Source organism: Clostridium yunnanense, assembly GCF_016595795.1.
GTDB lineage: Bacteria > Bacillota > Clostridia > Clostridiales > Clostridiaceae > Clostridium_AR > Clostridium_AR yunnanense.
Window position 1 is genome coordinate 319,482 of sequence record NZ_JAENHN010000010.1, and the last position, 20,780, is coordinate 340,261.

Sequence of the window (20,780 nt, forward strand, 5' to 3'; positions counted from 1 at the left end):
ATTATAGATTTTTACAAGGTAAACTATAGCATAATTATACATATATTGCTATTTACATAATGATTACACTAAATTTTCACTTTACTACACTGTTAATTTGCTGTACAAACTTCCTAAAAATAATCACCTAAATCTGAATAATGAGTACCTTACATAAATAAAGATAAGTGTTAATATTAAGATGAATGAATTTATAAATGATGATATATCATGGTCATTGGGAGGAATCGATATGAGTAGATTTGCGTTAGTTACAGGTGCAGACAGGGGACTTGGGTTAGAGCTAGTTAAGAAACTTTTAAGTAATGGGTATAATGTTTTTGCTGGTAGATATCTGACAAACTATAAAGGTTTAGATGCTTTAAAACAAGAGAATGCTGATAACTTACATATTATAGATTTAGATATTTCAAACCTTGAGAGTGTAAAGCAAGCTAGAAGTGTTGTAGAAAATGTAACCGATAAACTGGATTTAATTGTGAACAACGGAGCGATACTAGGAGATATTGAGAAAACCATAGAAGATGAGCTTAATTTTGAAGAGATCGAAAAGGTTATAAGTGTAAATGCAGTTGGGCCTTTAAAGGTTATAAATGTATTTATGAAATTACTTAATAATGGGGAGAAGAAGTTAATTGTAAATATATCTTCAGAGGCTGGCAGTATAAGCAATTCAAATAGAACAGGCTGGTTTGCATATTGCATGTCAAAGGCTGCACTTAATATGGAATCAACAATAATAAATAATAGCTTTAAAGAAAAAGGTGGACAGGTTTTAGTTATCCATCCTGGTTGGATGAGAACTTATATGAGAGATAAGCTTGATAGTGAAGCACCTTTAACTCCTGAACATTCAGCTGATCATATCTGTAACATAATACTTAATAGTGATAAATTTAAATCTGATAAAGCTGTTTATATGGATTATGAAGAGAATTTAATGGAATGGTAATTGAGAGGTAATAAATATGGATCAATATAAAAAGATACTAATAATTGGAGAATATGAAAATGCAATGTATCATCCTCTTAGAGAAGTTGAAAAAGAGCTTAGGAATATAATAGGAGATGAATTTCAAGTTATAGCTACTGACTATTTCAATAGGCTTAGTTATGAGGATATTAGTGAGTATAGGCTTATTATATCTTATACGGATTGCTGGCAAGCTGAGGAAAATAAAAATCTTACCGCAGCTTTATTAGCCTTTGTTGCTCAAGGTGGTGCTTTGATAGTAATTCATAATGGAATTTCACTACAAATTAATTATGAATTAGCGATGTTAATAGGAGCAAAGTTTACGATGCATCCAGAAGCAACTATGTTAGCTTACAAGAATTTTAATATAAATCACCCAATAATGAAGGGTTGCGAAGAGTTTCAAATACATGAAGAACCTTATCAATTTGTATTTGATAATCTAGCCACTAAAGAAGTGCTTTTTTATTATGAATACAATAACATTCTTTATGAAGCTGCTTGGTCACTAGAATACGGAAAAGGCAGAGTAGTGTATTTATCACCAGGACATAGTAGGGCAAGCTTTGAAGTTGAAGGTTATAGAAATATAATAAAGAGAAGCATTTATTGGTCAATGAGAGAAGAATTGTAGTATAAATATTGCCTCCATGAATAAATTTATATATGGATGTACCTCTTCATATTGAAACTTATTATTTTTAAATTCTCTCACCAGAACCTGTGAGAGTTTTAAAAATAGGTTTCGGGTTGAAGAGGTACATCTTTATATATACCTCTTTGAGATGTATTTTGATTATCTGTAAAGATTATTTGATACACCTCCAAAGAGGTATATTTTTTCATAAGATCATGAAAATATTTCTAAAAATATCTTGCAATACAGGCTTACTTATTGTATTATACTTACATAAAGTAAGTTTGTTTAATTTAATGATTTAACAGTCGTTGATTGGACAAACTTGGCTATATAAATTCCCCGTTTATATAGAATAATTATCTAAGATGGAACACTTCAGCTAGAAATCTATTTTAAAAACTCCTCAGGATTATGAGAGGAGAATTTGAAAATATAAATTTAAGTATGAAGTGTTTCATCTAAAGATGCGTAATATAGTATTCATACTTTGTGAATAGGGTATGTAAGTGCTAGTAAGTAATAAGAGAATGAGGTGTAAAATGACTGATTTAAAAACATTAATTGAAGAAAGACACTCTGCAAATAATTTTGTAGAAGGAGTGAAAATACCTAAGGAAGATTTTGATGCTATATTTGATTTATTAAAACTGGCGCCGTCATGTTTTAATATTCAGCATGCTAATTATTTAGTTATAACTGATGATGAGAAAAAAGAAGCTTTAAGAGAAGCGGCATTTAATCAATATAAACTCCATACTGCATCAGCTGCTGTGTTAGTTCTTGGTGATAAGGAAGCTTATAAGAAAGTGGATTTAATATATTCTGGAATGCTAAGTCTTAAGATGTTGTCAAAATTTGATTATGATAAAATGATGAACGATATAGTCAATTTATACGAAGGAAGGGGACAAGGATTCCAAAGAGATGAAGCTATAAGAAATGCGGCTTTATCAGCAATGATGTTTATGATGATTGCTAAAGACAAAGGCTGGGATACTTGTCCTATGATAGGTTTTGATAGTGAAAGAGTAAGTAAACTATTTAATATACCAGAAAACCTTGAGCCTGTACTTTTGATAACAATGGGAAAAGAGGATACCTCAAAGAGAAGAATGAGAGGTTATAGAAAACCTGTAGGTGAATTTGTTACTTTTGAAACTTTTAATAAATAAAGGCTTTGTTAAAGTACTATGTTGAAATTAATTGGTTAAACATAGCCTAAATAAAAATTTAAGTAGTAAAGATATAGCAGATTATATATGTATGAATTCATATATAATCTGCTTTTTTTGAATAAAAAACAATACTTTGCTTAAAATGAGCAAATGTGCTTGAAAATGTAAATGGTATCATTTAAAATAAAGATAAATAATCAAAAATAAGCAAAAGCAATCACAAATGACTATGCGTATTATTTGATATTATAAATAAACCCATTTTAAATATGAGGGCTGTCAAAGCAACATGTTTAAATATGTATTATAAAATGATACATAAGTTGGCATGGTATTTGCTTGTTGTTAAGTATAGGATTCTTGTATGAAAAAACTTCATACACATTATTTAAGGGAATTTAAGGCGTTTCTATAAAGAAACCCTTTAATTAGAAAGCCTATAAGGGGGGACAAGATGAAGAAAATAGATAAGATTTATTGTTACCTAGAAGAACATACAAAAAAGCTTTCTAAGGAAGATATATTAGATGATGTTGGCTTTACTTCAGTACAGATTGCAGAAGAACTGAATATGTTAAGAAATAATGTGAGTAGAGAGTTAAACGAGCTATTAAGAATAGGTAAGATTATTAAGATAAAGGAAAGGCCAGTTAGGTTTATTCATAGAGCAATTGTAGAAGAAGTTTTGAACATTGATTCATCTGCCTCTGTTGTAGAGGTAAGGAACATAAAAGAGTTAGTTTGTCACAATACTGAAAAAGACCCCTTTAAATTGTTGATAGGCTCAGAAAGAAGCTTAAGAAACCAAATAGAGCAAGCAAAGGCGGCAATCTTATATCCACCATCGGGATTAAATACATTGATAGTTGGACCAACCGGCGTAGGAAAAACTTTATTTGCGAAGATAATGTATAACTACGGAAAGTTTGTTGGAAAGTTCTCAGACAAATCTCCTTTTGTAGTGTTTAACTGTGCAGATTATTATAATAATTCTCAATTACTATTAGATCATATTTTTGGACATATAAAAGGAGCGTATACTGGTGCAGATACTGAAAAGCAGGGGCTAGTGGAAAAAGCCAATGGAGGCATTCTATTTCTAGATGAGATACATAGACTTCCACCAGAAGGACAGGAAATGATATTTTACTTTATGGATACTGGTGAGTATGGAAAACTTGGTGAAACAGAAAGAAATAGAAAATCTAATGTGCTAATTGTAAGTGCCACAACAGAAGAGTCAGATTCATATATGCTTAAAACCTTTATGAGAAGAATACCTATTACGATAACTATTCCTTCATTACAAGAGAGAGATAATGAAGAAAAGGTTCAGATAATAAAGTATTTGCTTCTAAATGAAGCTCACAGAGTAAATAAACCTATAAAAGCATCTGTTGAAGTTGTAAAAGCCTTAATTGGCAGTGCGACTTATGGAAATATAGGTCAATTAAAATCAAATATTCAACTTACCTGTGCAAAGGGTTTTTTAGAGTGTATTAATGATGAGAAAGAATATATAGAATTGGATTTCAAAACACTTACTCCAAATATAAAGGATGGATTCTTTGAAATAGTAAGAGATAGAAGGGAATTTCAGCACTTAGATACAATAGTAGATGCGCCAATTTTCATAAGTCCAGATGGGTATAAAGGAGTGGTGGACTCTGGAGATTCCTATGAGCCACCTTTTAACTTGTATAAGCTCATTGAAGACAAACTTTCTTTATTAAAGGAAGAAGGGGTAGACGATGATTATATAAACAAATTTATAACTACAGATGTAAACATCCATATCAAAAGTTTTTATAACAAATTTACTAAAAATAATGAAAGTAAAGATAGAATACTTAAGATTGTAGATAAAGAAGTATTGGAATTTGCAGAGGAAGTAAAATTTATTGCTGAAAAAGAATTAGGAAGGAAATATAGTGATAGATTTACCTATGCATTAAGCCTACACATGAGTGCATTCTTTAAACGAGTAAAAGAAAAAAAGAATTATAGCAGAAAAAAATATAATACCGTAAGCATACACGATATAGAGTATGAAGTTGCACTAAGAATAAAAGAAATGATAAGTGAAAAGTTTAATTTATATGTACCAGAAGTAGAAGTGACCTATATAGCAATCTTATTAAAATCTACAGAGGAAGAAAGTAAAGGTGATGTAGGAATCATAGTAGCTGCACACGGAAATTCTACAGCTAGCAGCATGGTGAACGTGGTAAAAGGACTACTTGGAAATTCTAATATAAGTGCAGTGGATATGCCACTTGATGTAAGCCCAAAGAAAATCTTAGAAGTAGTAATAGATAGGGTTAAAGAAATGGACAACGGAAGAGGGGTATTGCTTCTAGTAGATATGGGATCCCTGGTTAAGTTTGATACAACAATAACAGAAAGAACAGGGATTCAAGTCAAAAGCATCGATATGGTATCAACTCCATTAATATTAGAAGCTGTAAGAAAATCAAGCATTTTAGACATGGATCTAATCGATATATATAATTCTTTAAAAGACTTCAAAGGCTATAATGACTACTCCAATGAGAAAGTTTATTTAGAGGATAAGGTTATTGTAACTGTGTGTAGTTCAGGAAAAGGCACTGCTGAAAAACTTAAAGAAATAGTAGAAAAAGTAGTACTAAACTTGACTGGTGAAAATATGAAAATCATACCTATTGGTATAAGAGATTTAGATAAAAAGATTAAAGAGCTGCAAAAACAACACACAATAGTAGCAGTTATAGGAGTAAAGAAGCCAAAAGAACAGTTGCCATTTATATCTTTAGAAAAGCTAATAGATGGCAATGGGGAAAGCATGTTAAGGGAACTTTTAAATAACAACAATCTTTCGGTAATTAATAATAATAAGGATGTTGTGATAAAGGATATCTGCGAAAATAGTTTAGAAGAATTTCTTACTTATCTAAATCCAAAAAAGATAATCGGTACCTTAATGGAGTTTATAGGAACGCTAGAAGAAAACTTAAATGCAGAGATAAACAACAATACTAAAATAAGCATTATCAGTCACGTTGCTATTGCACTAGAAAGAATGATAACTAACGAAGGACTAAAATATACAGATGATAAAGAATCCTTAAATCCAAATATAGTAGAGGCTGTAAACAGCAGTTGCGAGATATTTAAAAGATATCTAAAGCTGCAACTTACTGAGGATGAAAAGTATTTTATTTGTGAGATGCTATTATAGGACTCCTATGAAATTAATTGGTTAATCATCTGACGCTTTAATGAGCATGCGCAAAGAATTAATATGACTTTTTCGAGCATATAGCTAAAAATCATTTAATTCTAATAGCTAGCTCATATAGCATCTACTGTATAACCAAATTAATTTACAGTATTCTTAAATATAGCATAAATAAAAAACCTGCTAGACATGAACTTAATTAGTTCTGTCTAGCAGGTTTTTTGTGTGAAATTATCTTCAAAATCACAATTTTGTGTAAGAAATATAGAAATTTAAGATTAAATCAGTGAAAGAAATTTAGATGTATCAAAAAATGAGCACAAATAATCAACTTGTATCAAATGATATTTGCTTTGTATCAAAAATATAGAGTAAATATCAATTTAATGGTGGCAGTATCAAAAACAAAAATATCTTGTACATGAAAAATATATAGAACTAATTTTAGTAGATGATTTATAGCTCAGAGAGCTGAATATATGCACATTATTACTTAGATGAAGATAAAGAAGTCCTTATACAAAACTTTGGCATAACAATTGCTATTAATATAAACGTGAAGATAAAGCCGGGGGTGAATGTAATGGTAGCAGTAATAGTTAGTACACATGGAGAGTTTTCTAGAGAAATAGTTAATTCTTCTGAAATGATATTTGGCAAGCAGGATAATTTGAAATACATAACCTTTAATCCAGGGGAAGGTTCAGAAGATCTTGTGGCAAAGTATGAAAAAGCTATTGAAGAATTAGATTGCGAAGATGGACTTCTAGTAATGGTAGATCTTTTTGGGGGAAGTCCTTACAATGCAGCAAGCAGAGTTGTAGTAAATAAGGATAAAGCAGATATAGTCACAGGTGTGAATCTTCCTATGCTTTTAGAGGTTTTTGCGCTTAGAGATTCTATAAGCGTTGAAGAACTAGTGAAGATTGCTGAAGAAGCAGGAAATACAGGAATAAAATCATTTAAATCAAATTTTTGTGAAATAGTGGAGGAACTATAATATGAATATTAATTTTGTAAGAATAGACGACAGACTGATACATGGACAAGTAGCTACAGTATGGGTAAAGGAATCAAAGTGCAATAAGATCATTGCTTGCAGTGATGAGGTTGCAAAAGATGTACTAAGAAAAACATTATTGCTGCAAGTAGCACCAGCAGATGTAAAAGCATATGTTTTGCCTATTGATAAGGCAATTGAAGCATATAAAAATCCTAAATACAACGATTTTAAGACAATGTTCTTATTTACTAATCCAACGGATGTTTTAAGAATGATTGAAGGAGGTGTTGATATCAAATCTGTAAACGTTGGAGGAATGTGTTATAAGGAGGGGAAAACTCAAGTTACAGGTGCAGTATCTGTGGATAAAAAAGATGTGGATGCTTTTAAGAAATTACACGAAAAAGGAATCGAGCTTGAAGTAAGACAATTAGCAAGCAATCCTAAGGTAGACTTAATCAGTAAATTAAAAGCAAATGGGTTATTATAGTAAATTTTAGGGGGAAATAAAAATGAATAGTGTTCAAATTATATTAGTTGTACTTGTTGCGGCTATTTGTGGTATGGGAAGTGTTCTTGATGAAGGACAAACTCATAGACCATTAATCGCATGTACTTTAATTGGTTTAGTTTTAGGGGATTTAAAAACAGGAATTATATTAGGTGGTACTCTTGAAATGATGGCACTTGGATGGATGAACGTTGGAGCAGCCATGGCTCCAGATGCAGCTTTAGCTAGCGTTATTGCGTCAATACTAGTAATCGTAGGAAAACAATCAATAGGAGCTGGTATCGCAGTAGCAATTCCAATAGCTGCTGCAGGTCAAGTTCTTACTATATTTGTTAGAACAATAACAGTATTTTTCCAACATGCTGCAGATAAATATGCAGATGAAGCTAACTTTAGAGGAATTGAATTATGTCACTTCGTAGCACTATTATTACAAGGGGTTCGTGTAGCTATACCAGCAGCATTAGTAGCAGCAGTAGCTGGAACTAGCATTGTAAACAGCATGCTTGCAGCAATTCCAGAGGTTGTAACAAGAGGTCTACAAATTTCTGGTGGCTTCATAGTTGTAGTTGGTTACGCAATGGTTATCAATATGATGGAAGCAAAATACTTAATGCCTTTCTTCTTATTAGGTTTTGTAATAGCAGCTTTCTTAGGCATCAACTTAGTAGGTTTCGGTATAATGGGAGCGGTTCTTGCTATAATTTATGTCCAATTAGATCCAAAATTCAATCAGAAACCACAATTGGTTGATGAACTAGACGAGCTATAGGAGGAAGAATAAATGGAAAAGAAATTAAGTAAAAAAGACATTACAAGCATGTTTGTACGTTCATGGTTCTTGCTTGGATCCTTTAACTTTGAAAGAATGCAATCAGTAGGATTCTGTGTAACTATGATTCCAGCTATAAAGAAATTATATGACAAAAAAGAAGATCAAAGAGCAGCTTTAAAGAGACACTTAGAATTCTTTAATACTCAACCCTTTATATCTGCACCTATAATGGGAGTAACTGCTGCAATGGAAGAGCAAAAAGCTAATGGAGCTCCTATTGATGATGCATCAATCAGTGGTGTTAAGGTTGGACTTATGGGACCACTAGCTGGAGTTGGAGATCCTGTATTCTGGGGTACACTAAGACCAGTAACTGCAGCACTAGGAGCATCCATAGCTTTAAGCGGAAGTATACTTGGACCGTTATTATTCTTTGTTATTTTCAATGCTTTAAGACTTGCAACAAAATGGTACGGATTAAAATATGGATATCAAAAAGGAACAGAAATAGTTTCAGATATGGCTGGCAACAGATTAAAGAAGTTAACAGTTGGCGCATCAATCCTTGGTCTATTCGTAATGGGAGCTCTTGTTTCTAAGTGGACTAGTATAAATGTTCCTTTAGTACTTTCTCAGTATCAAGGTCAAGACGGAAAGACTGTAACAACAACAGTTCAAAGTATATTAGATCAATTATTACCTGGAATGCTTCCACTATTATTAACTTTTGGATGCATGAAGTTATTAAAGAAGAAAGTAAATCCAATGCTTATAATATTCGGGTTATTTGCAGTAGGTATCATAGGATATGCTTTAGGAGTATTGAAGTAAAGGGTAAATTAATCAGCTAAATTATAGTACAGTTTTATAATAGATTTTATAGGCTGTACAATAATTAATATAATATCCTCAGATAGAAACCCCACAGTTTCAGTATTATTTATTAACGATTATCTAAGAAAGAAGTTTTTTAGGGAAAAGATGAAAATGTTTTCTTAGATGCACAATCAAAAAGCCAAGTTTTCTACAGGGATTTAGAAAACTTGGCTTTTTACTGTTTTGTAAGAAACTACAATATTCTCTGATATATATTTTGAAACCTAAATAACAGGTATATAATTACAGTATATGGAATGCTTCGTGAAGCAAATCGAGTGAAATATTAATATGAAATAAAATCTAAGCAATTACAATTTATAATAGCCATATTAAAGGTTCTTCATGAAGCGATTAGTGAAATTATATAGGTATAAGAATGGGAGAGAGAGAAATGGAATTAAAAGAAATTATGCAAATGCCAGAAGTGAAAATAGCTATAGATCATGTGTTTACAGGTTTTATGAATGATGAAAAGAAAACTAAATTAAAGAGATTTAAACATCTAAATAAATGCGCAAAAAAAGGACAAATCCTATTTGTAGGATCTTCATTAATGGAACAATTTCCAATAAATGAATTGCAGCAAACCTTAGATAAAAACTATATTATTTATAATAGAGGGATTGGTGCATATGTTACAACTGAACTGTTAAACTCTATGGAAGAGTGTGTTTTTCAGTTAGAACCCTCAAAAATATTTATTAATATAGGTACTAATGATATAAGTTTAGAAGACTATAAGAAAGAGAAGCTAATTGCTAATTATGATCAGATACTAACTTTAATTGGAGAGAGATTACCGAGCTGTAAGGTTTACGTAATGGGTTATTATCCTATAAATGCTAAAGCTGATTTTCCAGGAGTAGGTAAGGAACAAAAGGAAATGATGTTTAAGTATAGAACAAATACTGCTATTTTAGAAGCAAATGAGGCAGTTAAAGAATTAGCTGAGAAACATAACTATGAGTTTATTAATGTAAATGAAGGTTTAACAGATGAAGAAGGAAATCTTAAAGAAGAGTTTGCTATAGAAGGGCTTCATATGTGGGCTAATGCGTATGAGGTTATTTTGCAAAATATGAAACAGTATTTGTAAGATAGTAACTTAAGATTAAAATGCATTTTATGTGAGGAATACTAGCAGTTTTATTACAAGTAAATAGAAATGACGTGCTTATAGTTACTATCTGCACGTCATTTTTTACTTCATATTAAAGTATGTAATTTTTATGTTTAGCTTACAGATTTATAAATGGGCCATGACCACAGGCTATGTATTTAATGTCTAAAGCTAAAAGTGTATCTTTAATAAATTCTAAAGCTTCTGGTGATGGTATTTGCTGTAAGGTTATATTGTTTATTTCAGTTTTAATATCTGAAGTGATTTCTACCTCTTTCATTGTATCCCAATGGATAAATAAGTCGCTGCTAAATAGCAGTTTTCTTTTTGTATCTACAGCTAAAATCCCCTCCCATAAATGCATCTCAGATGGATACTTAATAAACTTTAATGATAAGCTTTCGGTTTCAAGAAATTCTTCAGGCTTTTTAACTAAAGTCTTTGCATTTAGATTAAATCCTTTAAACTGCATATCTGTGGTACTTGAACAGATAACTTCTGCTTCAGGAAAAGCTTCTGTAATTACATTTATTCCACCACATTCATCACTTTCAAAGTGAGATACAAAAATATAGTCTAGTGAACCACCATCTAAAAGTTCCTTTAACTTTGGAACTAGTGATTTAGCCATTATATAATTACCTGTGTGAACAAGTAAAGATTTTTTGCCTACAACTAAGTATTGATTAAAATTTATCGGTACATTAGGTATACCATGATTAATTTTATATACATTTTCTAAAACTTGAGTAACTTCCATATTAAACCCTCCTTAAAATTGCTTTACTTAGAATTTCCACTTTGCCTAAAAACCTATGCATAATAATACTTAGACTTATTTGATAAGTATTAATTTAATAGATAATATAAATTTTAGTAATAATTATAGCATACTAAATATTTAAAGATAAACCAGTTCGAAATAAAATATGATTAATGAATTCTAAAGTATGTGCTAAAATAGTGAGAGAGTAGATAGAAAAGGATTGATTAAATGAATAATAGTATAAATGTAGTAGAATTAGCTAAAAAGTCAGGATTACATTTAAGGATAGTTACCTCGGTTAAAAGTTTTGATACATATAATAGCTTCTTTAATATATATGATGAATTTGATGAGCCTTGCAGAAGAATTGTTGTATTAACTAAGTATGAAGATTTAGAAGAAGTCTATGATGAAAAACCTGATGAGCCAATAGTTGTAGGTAAATGCATTAGTGGCAACTACTGGATCAAGGATTATCCTCTTACTACTAATCCTAATAAGATAAGCTTAGAGCAGGTATTAGTTCCGCAAGAAGTGGCGGATAATCTATTGAAGAAACTATAAGAAATTGTAGTTATGAAGCCACATTATGTACAAAAAGGCTGTAGAGTTTAATTTCTCTACAGCCTTTTTTACTGTCTAGGCAATTATAAAATTTTTTTATATTAAGCTTTTGTATTCTCTAAGTTTTTTCTTCTATTATCTAAAGGATTTAAGTTGATGTGATGAACCTTTTCACCTTCAGCAGGATTCATTATTAGTTTGTCTAAATGAACTCTTCCTTCTGGAGTGTTTGCAATAACTGAAATATCATTAGCAACCTTATATAATACCCAGCTATAAGCATCAGTTACAACTGTACCTATGTCATCTCTAGATATAAGAGCTTTTGATATAACTTTTCCATACTTATCTGTTAATAGTATAGCAGCAGTATCTTCATCTACTATTTCGAATTCATTTTTAGTATTTCTTTCAACTATCTCAAGATTAGCTTTTGTGTTATCTAAAGTATCACCATTTTTATGTTTTATTGGAGCCTTAGGATTAACATCTAGAACAACGCTTTGTAAGCTTTGCTTAAGTGGCTTACCTTGTTTGTTCTTTTTTGTTGAACTTATGTTTTCAACTATGTAATCATTAAATTCTTTATTCCATTCAGCAAACCATACACCGCATTCTTTAACCTTATCTACATCAGAAGCATCTATTTTAGCTGAAAGCTTTTCACCGTTCTTCTTCAATATTGAGATGATAGCAACTTCACCATTAATTTCATATTCATTGTTAAAAGTTTTATAATTTGTATTTATAAGAAACACCTCTTTCATTTTCTTGGTACGACAACAAGTATAGCACTCCTTATTGCAAAATGATACTATTGCAATCCAAAAATACTCTATTATTTTTTATTATTCCCAATTATTATACAAATGTATCGTTTTCTATGAATAACATTTATTTATTATTTCTTTGCGTAAGCTCATTTAAGCGTCGGATGATTAACCAATTAATTTCAACACAGTGATTTAATAGCACTATTGTTTTATACTTGCTCAAGTTCAATTCCACTTCTTTTAAATATCTCTAAGGAATATTCATCCATACGATAAGCATTCCTATAATAAATTTTTTTGATTCCAGAAGCCGCCAATGCGAATGAACAGTTTAAGCATGGAAAATGTGTTACATAAGCTACACAATCTTTTAATGCAATACCTTCTTTAGCACAATAAGTTATAGCATTTACTTCAGCATGTACTGTTGCTATACAATGGCCGTCTCGCATAGTATGACCTACATCATTGCAATGAGGGTGTCCTGATAAAGAGGCATTATACCCTGTAGAGCAAATACGTTTATCTTTATTAACTATAACACAGCCTACATTAGCCCTATCACAAGTAGAGCGAGTAGCTACTTTCTCTGCAATATCCATAAAATAATTATCCCAAGACTGTCTCTCTTCCAAAAAACTACACCTCCATTGTTTTTCTTAAAGATGTATCAGTTCGAACCGAAATCTATTTTTAAAACTCTCACGGGTTCTGGTGAGAGAATTTAAAAATAATAAATTCCATTACGAACTGGTACATCTATATATTGTAACATAATTTATAATTCATTTAATAATGAAGATTTTACATAATAATATCTTGATGTTATTTCTATTGTAAAAGAAATTTTGGACTGGATAGCTTTTTATTTCTAATCAAATATAAATATATGAAACTAGTGAAACAATAACATTAGTTATAAAGGATTTATAAAGCTTTATAGTTTAGGAGGTGTAGTTAAAAATGTATATTAATCTACTTTGGAATAATTACAATTAGGGCTAAAAACTATAAAACAATAAAGAAAAATAGATAATTAAGAAAAAATGGTACTGTTTGTTATTGAATATGAGTGTGAAATGATATATAATGATATCAAACAATAATAAATGATAACAAAGAAGATGAAATAATAAGAGTTAATAATATTTTAAGGGAGGGTAAAAATGCTTAGTGATAGAATTCAGTTTTTAAAAGATGAGCTTTTTAGAGAAAAGAGACAAGTTTCCTTGGAAAGAGCTAAGCTTTATACAGAAAGCTTCAAAGCTACTGAGGGTCTACCAGTGGTTATTAGAAGAGCTAAAGCTTTATCCAATATATTAAATAAGGTAGAGATTGAGATAAAAAAAGGTGAGCTTATTGTTGGAGATAGAACTGTGAAACCAAGAGCAGGAGTTATATCCCCTGAGATGTCACCATACTGGATTTTAGAAGAGCTTGAGGAGTTTCCTACAAGAGCTCAAGATAAATTTGAAATTAGTGAAGAAGATAAGGAATATTTCAAAAACGAGCTTTACCCATATTGGAAAGGCAAGTCCTTAAAGGATTACTGCGAAGAAACTATTCAGGAAAATATAAAAGAAACTACAAAAACTAAGATAGTAGCACTGAACCAAACAGATAAAGGTCAAGGACATATCATACCTGACTACGAAGTTGTTTTGGAAAAAGGCTTAGGATATATGATTAGACAGATAGAAGATAAGGTGCAAAAGTATACTGAGAATAACTTCTATAAAGCATCCTTTATAGCTCTAAGTTCAACTATTGATTATATAATGCGTCATGCTGAACTTGCTGAAAACATGGCTAAGAAAGAACAAGATATAGAAAGAAAAAAAGAACTTAACGAGATAGCAAGAATATCAAGAAAAGTAGCTTTTGAAAAACCAGATAACTTTTACGAAGCAGTTCAATTATTTTGGTTTATAAGTGTAGTATTCCAACATGAATCAAATGCAAGCTCAATTTCTCCAGGAAGATTTGATCAATATATGTATCCATATTATAAAAAGTCCTTAGAGAATGGAGAAGATAAGGAATTCTTAAAAGAAATTCTAAGAGCTCTTTATATAAAATTCAATACAATAGTTGCGTTAAGAAGTACAGAAAGTGCAAGATATTTTGCAGGGTTCCCTATAGGATATACCATAGTTTTAGGAGGGTTAGATGAAAAAGGTGTTGATGTAACTAATGAATTATCTCATCTTATGCTTGAGATAATGGGTGATATAAGACTGCCTCAGCCAAACCTAAGTATCCGTGTGGGAGAAAAATCTCCAAGGGATTTTCTAATGAAGTCTGCAGAAGCTATAAGAATCGGTACTGGAATGCCACAGGTATTTAATGATGAAGCAAATATATTAGCTTATGTAAACAGAGGAGTAAGTTTAAAGGATGCTAGAGACTATGCAGTAGTAGGTTGTGTTGAGCTTTCTATTCCTAAGAAGACCTATGGACTTCATGATATAGCACTATTCAATCTTCTAAAAACTATGGAAGTTACTCTAAAAGAAAATAGAAAAGGCTTTGATTGTTTTGAAGACTTGATGACTGCAGTTAAGAGTAACATCTCAAAATATGTTAAGGACATGGTGGATGGTTCTAACATAGTTGATAAAGCGCATAGAGAATGTGCACCTACCCCATTCTTATCAAACTTTATCTGTGGATGCTTAGAAAGTGGAAAAGACATAACTGAAGGTGGAGCTATCTACAACTTCTCAGGAGTTCAAGGGATTGGAGCGCCAAATTTAAGTGATTCCTTGTATACAATAAAGAAACTTATATTTGAAGATAAAGAAATGACTTTAGATGAGCTTGTGACAATTCTTGAAAACAACTGGGAAAATAACGAGATACTAAGACAAAGAGTTATAAATAGATATTCTAAGTATGGTAATGATGTGGACGAAGTTGATTTATTAGGTTCAGAAATACTTTCTTACTACTGTGATGAGGTAGAAAAGTATGAAAATATCAGAGGTGGAATGTTCCAGCCTGGTTCCTATACAGTTTCTGCACATATTCCTCTAGGCGAAGCAGTTGGCGCAACTCCAGACGGAAGAATGGCGAGAGAACAGCTTGCAGATGGAGGCTTGTCTCCAATGGTAGGAAGAGATAAAAATGGTCCTACAGCAAGTCTTAAGAGTGTAAGTAAGCTTGACAATTATCTTACTTCAAATGGAAGTTTATTAAATGTCAAGTTCTCACCAGCAGTTTTAGAAGGAACAGAAGGCTTAAGAAAATTAGTAGCATATATTCAGGCTTTTAGCAGATTAAAAATACAACATGTTCAGTTTAATGTAGTATCAGCAGATACCTTAAAAGCTGCACAAAAACATCCAGAGAAATATCAAAACTTAGTAGTTAGAGTAGCTGGGTATAGTGCAATCTTCGTAGAGCTTGATACTGGAATTCAAAATGACATCATCAACAGAACAGAGCATGTATTATAGGAGTGGTTACTTTGGAAAAAGCCATAATTTTTAATATACAAAGGTACAGCTTGCATGATGGTGGGGGAATAAGGACTGTTGTATTCTTCAAAGGATGCCCTCTTAAATGTCCTTGGTGCTCAAACCCTGAATCTCAGAAGTTTAAATTAGAGATAATGAGGAAACCTAATCTATGTATAAAATGTAGCAGTGACAGCTGTGCTAAGTGTACTATTAGTCCAGACAAATGCCCAACTACAGCCTTAGCCTATATAGGCAAGGAATACACAGTAGAAGAAGTAGTTAATGAAGTTAAAAAGGATATAGTGTTTTATGATACTTCTGAAGGTGGAGTAACTTTATCCGGTGGTGAAGTTTTAGCACAAACAAAGTTTGCATTAGCACTACTTAAAAGATTAAAGGAATTCTCAATTAACACAGCGATAGAAACCTCGGGGCAGGGAGATACTGAAAAACTTTTAGAGCTAGCAAAATATTTGGATTTAATACTATTTGATCTTAAGATAATGGATAAAGAAAAGGCAAAGGATATATTAGGAGCAGATATAAATATTATCAAAAATAATATGAGGGAACTGGTAAAAGAGAAACATCAAGTCATACCGAGAATACCTTTGATTCCTTGTTATACTATGGATTATGATAATATATCTGGAATCATAGCTTTTGTAAAAGAGCTTGGTCTAAAAGAGATTCATATACTTCCCTTTCATCAATACGGAAGCAAGAAGTATGAATATTTAGGTAAAGACTACAGCTTATTAAATATAAAACCTCCAACAGAGGAAGAGGTAAATGCTATAAAGCTTAAGATGGAACATGAAGGACTTAGGGTATTTATTGGTGGAAGATAAAGCTTTAAAAGTATGCTTCGAAACAATTAATAACTTATGAAAGAGTAAACTACTTCAAGCCTTAAATTAAAACAGAGCCTGAGTATTTAAAAATATAAAATTTATAAATATACAAAAAGATATCTATATAAAAATTTAAAATTAAAACTATTTACCTTTTTAAAAATTTAAATAGTTAAAAAGTTATGCGTATAATGGGCTTTCAAGAGAATTATATGTTAATGCTTCTTTATTTTTGAAGTGAGAGGTAAGTAAAAAAAATGCATAAATATAAAAGCTATTTATATTAACTTAAAACAGTAAGAGAGTGAATGGAGGAATTGAAATGAAAAAGATTTTATTAACAGGTGGAAACGGATTTTTTGGAACAAGACTAGCAGATTTTTATAAAGGAAAGTATGAAGTAATAGTAACAGATAAGGATGATTTAGATATAGTTAATGAAGAAGAGGTTGTAAATGCTTTTAAGGAAATGAAGCCTGACTTTGTAATTCATGCTGCTGCTATTGCCGTTACTGATTTTTGCAACAAGCATCCAGAACTTGCTTATAAGATTAATGTTCAAGGAGCTATAAATGTAGCTAAAGCCTGCAAAGAAGTAGGAGCTAAGATGGTATTCATAAGCTCAGAGCAAGTATTCAATGGAAATGATAATAGAGGACCTTTCAACGAAGAAAGCACTCCAGTACCTAACACAGTTTATGGTGAAAATAAACTTGAAGCTGAAAAGCTTATTAAAGAAATACTTGATGAGGTTTGGGTATTAAGATTTACATGGCAGTTTGGTCTTCCTCAAAGAGGCTTCAATATGGCGTCAAATATCCTATGGGATACAATGACTGCTATAATGAAGGGAGAAAAGATAATAGCTCCAACAAATGAATTCAGAGGAATGACTTATGTTTATGAACTAATAGAACAGTTTGATAAGATCTTTGAGATTCCTTACGATACTTACCATGTAGGAAGTGTAAATAATTTAAGCAGATATGATGTTGCTAAGTTCATAATAAAACAATTAGGTCTTGAATATAGAACTAATGAATTACTTGAAGCAGATACAGAAAAATATAGTGATAATCCAAGAGACGTAAGATTAGATACAAGTAAGCTTGCTAAGTTTGGGATAAAGTTTGGTACCACAGAAGAAGGCATTATTAGATGCTTGAATGAGTTTAAGATTAAGTTGTAGGATGCGTTTATAAGTTTAAAATTTATGTATCCTCACCCTGATACCTGATGAGCCTCACAAAATAAAAAATAGATAAAATAGCATAATTAAGTTGGAACTAAAACTCGGTGAAGAATATTACTTCAGCGAGTTTTAATATAATATTATTGTAGCATTATATAATTGATGTTAATATTTAAATTAGGATTTCATGGACAGTAACTTATAAATATAAGGGGTGAATTTATGTTAATATGGAAAGGATACGGTTTTTTAGCATTTTTATTTTTTTTAACGAGTTTTTTAATAGTTGAACTTGCTGTTGGAGAAACATTTTATAGAGCTCATAGATGGCTAGATTTTTTTGCATTTGTTATTACTGCGTTATTTTGTTATTTCGTTGGAAAAAAGTTAAACAACAATAAGGGAAAAGTATACATAGATAAAAAAACAGGAGAAGAGGTTTTGATAAAGACAACTCATTCGCTTTTCTTTATTAAAATGGAGTATTGGGGATTTATATTTTTAGTAATAGGATTTATATATTTATTTCTATATCTTCAAGTTGATAAGTTGATTCACTAGAGAGAGGTAGATACAGAGTATTTTTGCATAAGAAATATAATAATTTTAATAAGAATGTACAAGTAGTAGATAATTAGCATTGTGGGGGAAGAATTTATGTTAATTTGGAGAGGTTATGGTTTTTTAACAATTATATTAGCAGGGATAAGCTTCGTATTAGTTGAGCTTGTTGTTGGTAAGGAATTTTATAATACACACAATTGGGTTCATATGGTTGGGTATATTATTACTGGAGTATTATGCTATTTTGTAGGGAAAAATTTGAACAAGAATACAGATAAAGTGTATGTTGACAAGGAAAGTGGTAAAGAAGTTATAGTTAGAAATTCGCATTCCTTTATATTTATAAAAATGGAATATTGGGGATTTATTTATCCGATAGTAGGGATAATTAATTTGTTCATGGGTAAGTAAATACCATAGCTCTATTGCTAGAACTTGACAATTATTTTGTCTATACAAAATATGGAATTAGAATAGTATAATTATGAGACTGCTCCTAAGCGATGAGTTTGGGGCAGTTTTTTTGTTGCGTTCATAATAAATAGTTCCTATGAGAATAATTACAAGTTTTTGTATTATGGTATAATTTTCCTAAGAGTGTAAGGATGACTTGGATTCTTGATTAAATACTAGGCTATATATAATGAAATGAGTTTATAATGAAGTATCAAAAAGGGTATGAAGTAAGAGGAGATTTTTATGAAAATAGGTAAACAGAGTTATTTAATAGTAATATTATCATTAATAGTATTACTGATTTCTGCTTGTAGTAACCCTAAAAGTAACGACAATGAAGTGGCTGAAAATGAAATTCCCAAATTAACTGTAAAAATTGGTGATATGGATTTTTCATCAAATGTAATTTCAAAAAGGATACAGAAAATTGATAAAGAGAATACTGAGGTATTTCAAAATATCATAAAAAATGATAGTATTTCGTATTTTTCACTTGGAACGACTGTAAAACTGCAATTAGCTAATAAAGATTCAACAAGTTATAAGTTGTTAGATTATGTGCTTAGAGAAGATGGAACTCTTAAGTTTAGTGGATCAACTATAAAAGAAACTGAGGGTAAGTTTGATAAAGGAATTAATTCATTTACTTTTGATGAGAATTTAGCGATTAAGCTTAGTTCAAGCTCGAAGAACTTCGAACAAGGTAAGATAATAAGAGGATTTAAACTTATATATAATTGGAAGGACAAGATGTATGAATATGATTTTGTCATTAGGACGGATGATAGTAGAAAATAAAATATAATTGATATATATATGCCGAATTATAGAATAACAGTATTTAATTTGGTAAAATATTAATAATAGAGGGAGTGATAGAATGGATATTAATTTTGATGATAGAATGATTCTTGACCCTAAAAATGATGTCGTGTTCCAAAAGATATTTGGAAGTCCTGAAAATGAAGATATATTGATAAGTTTCTTAAATGCTATCTTAGAAAAAACGGAAAAAGAAAAGATAAAGAATATTGAATACGTAGATACAAAGCTATCAGATATTGAAGCCGTTGATGATAAAATAGGCATATTAGATGTAAGAGTTATAACAGAAAAAGGAATTCACATAAATGTAGAAATTCAGCTTATAAATAGATATAACATGATAAATAGGACTCTCTTCTATTGGTCTAGACTATATTCAAGCCAGATAAAAAGAGGAGAAAACTATAAAGATCTTAATAAAACTATAACAATCAATATACTTAATTTTAATTATATTGATAGTAATAAATATCACACAACATATCATTTGTATGAAGATGATGAGAAGATAATTTTATCAGATATATTGGAGATACATTTTGTAGAATTACCCAAGTTTCTAGATGAACAACCAAAACTAAATAACAGCTTAAATAAGTGGCTTGCATTTTTAACTAAACCTGAAAAAGAAGTAATGGAGGTGGTGGAAATGGGAGAACCTGCAATAAAAAGAGCTATAACTGTTTTAGATATGCTAAGTAGAGATCCTGAAACTGTAAGGCTTGCAGAGCTTAGAATGAAAAAGATACTGGACGAGAAGAGTATGATAGAAGGTGCAAAGGATGAAAGAAATAAGGAAATTGCAAAAAATGCTTTGCGCAAAGGAGCAGATATTTCTTTTGTAATGGATATAACAGGGCTGAGTGAAGATGAAGTAAGAAAGCTAAAAAATGAAATGTTTTAATAAAGTTATCGTACCAAACAGTATCTATATGAAAATAACAATATTAGTATAAGGCTGTCCTAAGCTATTAGCTTAAGGCAGTTTTTTTGCTATGTTCTAAAATATGCTAAAGTTGATTTTCT

The 20,780-nt window shown here is 30.8% G+C and carries 20 protein-coding genes; 17 read left to right on the forward strand and 3 right to left on the reverse strand.

What is annotated here, in order from left to right; genetic code table 11:
* The first annotated feature begins 232 nt into the window (after nucleotides 1–232).
* The 9 genes from JHL18_RS04620 to JHL18_RS04660 all read left to right on the forward strand — a co-directional run bounded on the left by JHL18_RS04620 (nucleotide 233) and on the right by JHL18_RS04660 (nucleotide 10,275).
* On the forward strand, nucleotides 233–952 hold the full coding sequence (locus JHL18_RS04620; protein WP_200266588.1) for an SDR family oxidoreductase: 720 nt from the start codon (nucleotides 233–235) through the stop codon (nucleotides 950–952).
* Nucleotides 953–968: 16 nt separating this feature from the next.
* Entirely contained in the window at nucleotides 969–1,610 is a 642-nt protein-coding gene (locus tag JHL18_RS04625; protein ID WP_200266590.1) for a ThuA domain-containing protein, read from the forward strand.
* A gap of 545 nt (nucleotides 1,611–2,155) precedes the next feature.
* The gene (locus JHL18_RS04630) at nucleotides 2,156–2,788 is read left to right on the forward strand and encodes a nitroreductase family protein (RefSeq protein WP_200266592.1); all 633 of its coding nucleotides are present in this window, start codon (nucleotides 2,156–2,158) and stop codon (nucleotides 2,786–2,788) included.
* Nucleotides 2,789–3,245: 457 nt separating this feature from the next.
* Nucleotides 3,246–6,011, forward strand: a complete 2,766-nt coding sequence (locus tag JHL18_RS04635) for a sigma-54-dependent transcriptional regulator (RefSeq protein ID WP_200266594.1) — start codon at nucleotides 3,246–3,248, stop codon at nucleotides 6,009–6,011.
* A gap of 583 nt (nucleotides 6,012–6,594) precedes the next feature.
* On the forward strand, nucleotides 6,595–7,011 hold the full coding sequence (locus JHL18_RS04640) for a PTS sugar transporter subunit IIA (RefSeq protein ID WP_200266596.1): 417 nt from the start codon (nucleotides 6,595–6,597) through the stop codon (nucleotides 7,009–7,011).
* Nucleotide 7,012: 1 nt separating this feature from the next.
* Complete coding sequence (locus JHL18_RS04645; RefSeq protein ID WP_200266598.1) at nucleotides 7,013–7,504, forward strand: mannose/fructose/sorbose PTS transporter subunit IIB; 492 nt, start codon at nucleotides 7,013–7,015, stop codon at nucleotides 7,502–7,504.
* A 22-nt stretch (nucleotides 7,505–7,526) separates the two neighbouring features.
* The gene (locus tag JHL18_RS04650; RefSeq protein WP_200266600.1) at nucleotides 7,527–8,297 is read left to right on the forward strand and encodes a PTS mannose/fructose/sorbose transporter subunit IIC; all 771 of its coding nucleotides are present in this window, start codon (nucleotides 7,527–7,529) and stop codon (nucleotides 8,295–8,297) included.
* Between the two features lie 12 nt (nucleotides 8,298–8,309).
* Nucleotides 8,310–9,131 carry a PTS mannose transporter subunit IID gene (gene manZ / locus JHL18_RS04655; protein WP_200266602.1) on the forward strand — a complete coding sequence of 274 codons (822 nt, stop codon included), beginning with the start codon at nucleotides 8,310–8,312 and terminating at the stop codon, nucleotides 9,129–9,131.
* Between the two features lie 439 nt (nucleotides 9,132–9,570).
* Complete coding sequence (locus JHL18_RS04660) at nucleotides 9,571–10,275, forward strand: GDSL-type esterase/lipase family protein (RefSeq protein ID WP_243277784.1); 705 nt, start codon at nucleotides 9,571–9,573, stop codon at nucleotides 10,273–10,275.
* A gap of 142 nt (nucleotides 10,276–10,417) precedes the next feature.
* Here JHL18_RS04660 and JHL18_RS04665 read toward each other — a convergent pair whose 3' ends face one another.
* A complete protein-coding gene (locus JHL18_RS04665; protein ID WP_200266604.1) occupies nucleotides 10,418–11,059 on the reverse strand; it encodes an oxygen-binding di-iron domain-containing protein in 642 nt (213 codons plus the stop codon).
* Between the two features lie 234 nt (nucleotides 11,060–11,293).
* Here JHL18_RS04665 and JHL18_RS04670 point away from each other — a divergent pair, with 234 nt between their 5' ends.
* Complete coding sequence (locus JHL18_RS04670; protein ID WP_200266606.1) at nucleotides 11,294–11,629, forward strand: hypothetical protein; 336 nt, start codon at nucleotides 11,294–11,296, stop codon at nucleotides 11,627–11,629.
* A 101-nt stretch (nucleotides 11,630–11,730) separates the two neighbouring features.
* On the opposite strand, the gene JHL18_RS04675 is transcribed toward JHL18_RS04670, so the two are convergent.
* Both JHL18_RS04675 and JHL18_RS04680 read right to left on the reverse strand, forming a co-directional pair.
* Nucleotides 11,731–12,396, reverse strand: coding sequence for a hypothetical protein (locus tag JHL18_RS04675; protein ID WP_200266608.1), 666 nt, complete (start codon nucleotides 12,394–12,396; stop codon nucleotides 11,731–11,733).
* A 215-nt stretch (nucleotides 12,397–12,611) separates the two neighbouring features.
* Nucleotides 12,612–13,037: a deoxycytidylate deaminase gene (locus JHL18_RS04680; protein WP_160677266.1), complete on the reverse strand. Its 426-nt coding sequence runs from the start codon at nucleotides 13,035–13,037 to the stop codon at nucleotides 12,612–12,614.
* A 531-nt stretch (nucleotides 13,038–13,568) separates the two neighbouring features.
* Between JHL18_RS04680 and JHL18_RS04685 the strand changes: the two genes are divergently transcribed.
* The 7 genes from JHL18_RS04685 (at nucleotide 13,569) to JHL18_RS04715 (ending at nucleotide 20,658) form a co-directional block, all read left to right on the forward strand.
* The gene (locus JHL18_RS04685) at nucleotides 13,569–15,860 is read left to right on the forward strand and encodes a formate C-acetyltransferase (RefSeq protein WP_200266610.1); all 2,292 of its coding nucleotides are present in this window, start codon (nucleotides 13,569–13,571) and stop codon (nucleotides 15,858–15,860) included.
* 11 nt (nucleotides 15,861–15,871) lie between these two features.
* Complete coding sequence (locus tag JHL18_RS04690) at nucleotides 15,872–16,714, forward strand: [formate-C-acetyltransferase]-activating enzyme (RefSeq protein ID WP_200266612.1); 843 nt, start codon at nucleotides 15,872–15,874, stop codon at nucleotides 16,712–16,714.
* Between the two features lie 325 nt (nucleotides 16,715–17,039).
* The gene (locus JHL18_RS04695; RefSeq protein ID WP_200266614.1) at nucleotides 17,040–17,906 is read left to right on the forward strand and encodes an SDR family oxidoreductase; all 867 of its coding nucleotides are present in this window, start codon (nucleotides 17,040–17,042) and stop codon (nucleotides 17,904–17,906) included.
* Nucleotides 17,907–18,131: 225 nt separating this feature from the next.
* Nucleotides 18,132–18,470, forward strand: a complete 339-nt coding sequence (locus tag JHL18_RS04700) for a hypothetical protein (RefSeq protein ID WP_200266616.1) — start codon at nucleotides 18,132–18,134, stop codon at nucleotides 18,468–18,470.
* A gap of 96 nt (nucleotides 18,471–18,566) precedes the next feature.
* Nucleotides 18,567–18,884: a hypothetical protein gene (locus JHL18_RS04705; protein WP_200266618.1), complete on the forward strand. Its 318-nt coding sequence runs from the start codon at nucleotides 18,567–18,569 to the stop codon at nucleotides 18,882–18,884.
* Nucleotides 18,885–19,172: 288 nt separating this feature from the next.
* The gene (locus JHL18_RS04710; RefSeq protein WP_200266620.1) at nucleotides 19,173–19,727 is read left to right on the forward strand and encodes a hypothetical protein; all 555 of its coding nucleotides are present in this window, start codon (nucleotides 19,173–19,175) and stop codon (nucleotides 19,725–19,727) included.
* A gap of 82 nt (nucleotides 19,728–19,809) precedes the next feature.
* On the forward strand, nucleotides 19,810–20,658 hold the full coding sequence (locus JHL18_RS04715) for an Rpn family recombination-promoting nuclease/putative transposase (RefSeq protein WP_200266622.1): 849 nt from the start codon (nucleotides 19,810–19,812) through the stop codon (nucleotides 20,656–20,658).
* The last annotated feature ends 122 nt before the right edge of the window (nucleotides 20,659–20,780 follow it).

Coding starts and splice junctions, on each gene's coding strand:
- JHL18_RS04665 (WP_200266604.1), bottom strand. CDS start 11,059: ATGGAAGTTACTCAAGTTTTAGAAAATGTATATAAAATTAATCATGGT.
- JHL18_RS04685 (WP_200266610.1), top strand. CDS start 13,569: ATGCTTAGTGATAGAATTCAGTTTTTAAAAGATGAGCTTTTTAGAGAA.
- JHL18_RS04715 (WP_200266622.1), top strand. CDS start 19,810: ATGGATATTAATTTTGATGATAGAATGATTCTTGACCCTAAAAATGAT.
- JHL18_RS04675 (WP_200266608.1), bottom strand. CDS start 12,396: ATGAAAGAGGTGTTTCTTATAAATACAAATTATAAAACTTTTAACAAT.
- JHL18_RS04700 (WP_200266616.1), top strand. CDS start 18,132: ATGTTAATATGGAAAGGATACGGTTTTTTAGCATTTTTATTTTTTTTA.
- JHL18_RS04695 (WP_200266614.1), top strand. CDS start 17,040: ATGAAAAAGATTTTATTAACAGGTGGAAACGGATTTTTTGGAACAAGA.
- JHL18_RS04705 (WP_200266618.1), top strand. CDS start 18,567: ATGTTAATTTGGAGAGGTTATGGTTTTTTAACAATTATATTAGCAGGG.
- JHL18_RS04635 (WP_200266594.1), top strand. CDS start 3,246: ATGAAGAAAATAGATAAGATTTATTGTTACCTAGAAGAACATACAAAA.
- JHL18_RS04670 (WP_200266606.1), top strand. CDS start 11,294: ATGAATAATAGTATAAATGTAGTAGAATTAGCTAAAAAGTCAGGATTA.
- JHL18_RS04625 (WP_200266590.1), top strand. CDS start 969: ATGGATCAATATAAAAAGATACTAATAATTGGAGAATATGAAAATGCA.
- JHL18_RS04645 (WP_200266598.1), top strand. CDS start 7,013: ATGAATATTAATTTTGTAAGAATAGACGACAGACTGATACATGGACAA.
- manZ (WP_200266602.1), top strand. CDS start 8,310: ATGGAAAAGAAATTAAGTAAAAAAGACATTACAAGCATGTTTGTACGT.
- JHL18_RS04660 (WP_243277784.1), top strand. CDS start 9,571: ATGGAATTAAAAGAAATTATGCAAATGCCAGAAGTGAAAATAGCTATA.
- JHL18_RS04630 (WP_200266592.1), top strand. CDS start 2,156: ATGACTGATTTAAAAACATTAATTGAAGAAAGACACTCTGCAAATAAT.
- JHL18_RS04650 (WP_200266600.1), top strand. CDS start 7,527: ATGAATAGTGTTCAAATTATATTAGTTGTACTTGTTGCGGCTATTTGT.
- JHL18_RS04710 (WP_200266620.1), top strand. CDS start 19,173: ATGAAAATAGGTAAACAGAGTTATTTAATAGTAATATTATCATTAATA.
- JHL18_RS04640 (WP_200266596.1), top strand. CDS start 6,595: ATGGTAGCAGTAATAGTTAGTACACATGGAGAGTTTTCTAGAGAAATA.
- JHL18_RS04620 (WP_200266588.1), top strand. CDS start 233: ATGAGTAGATTTGCGTTAGTTACAGGTGCAGACAGGGGACTTGGGTTA.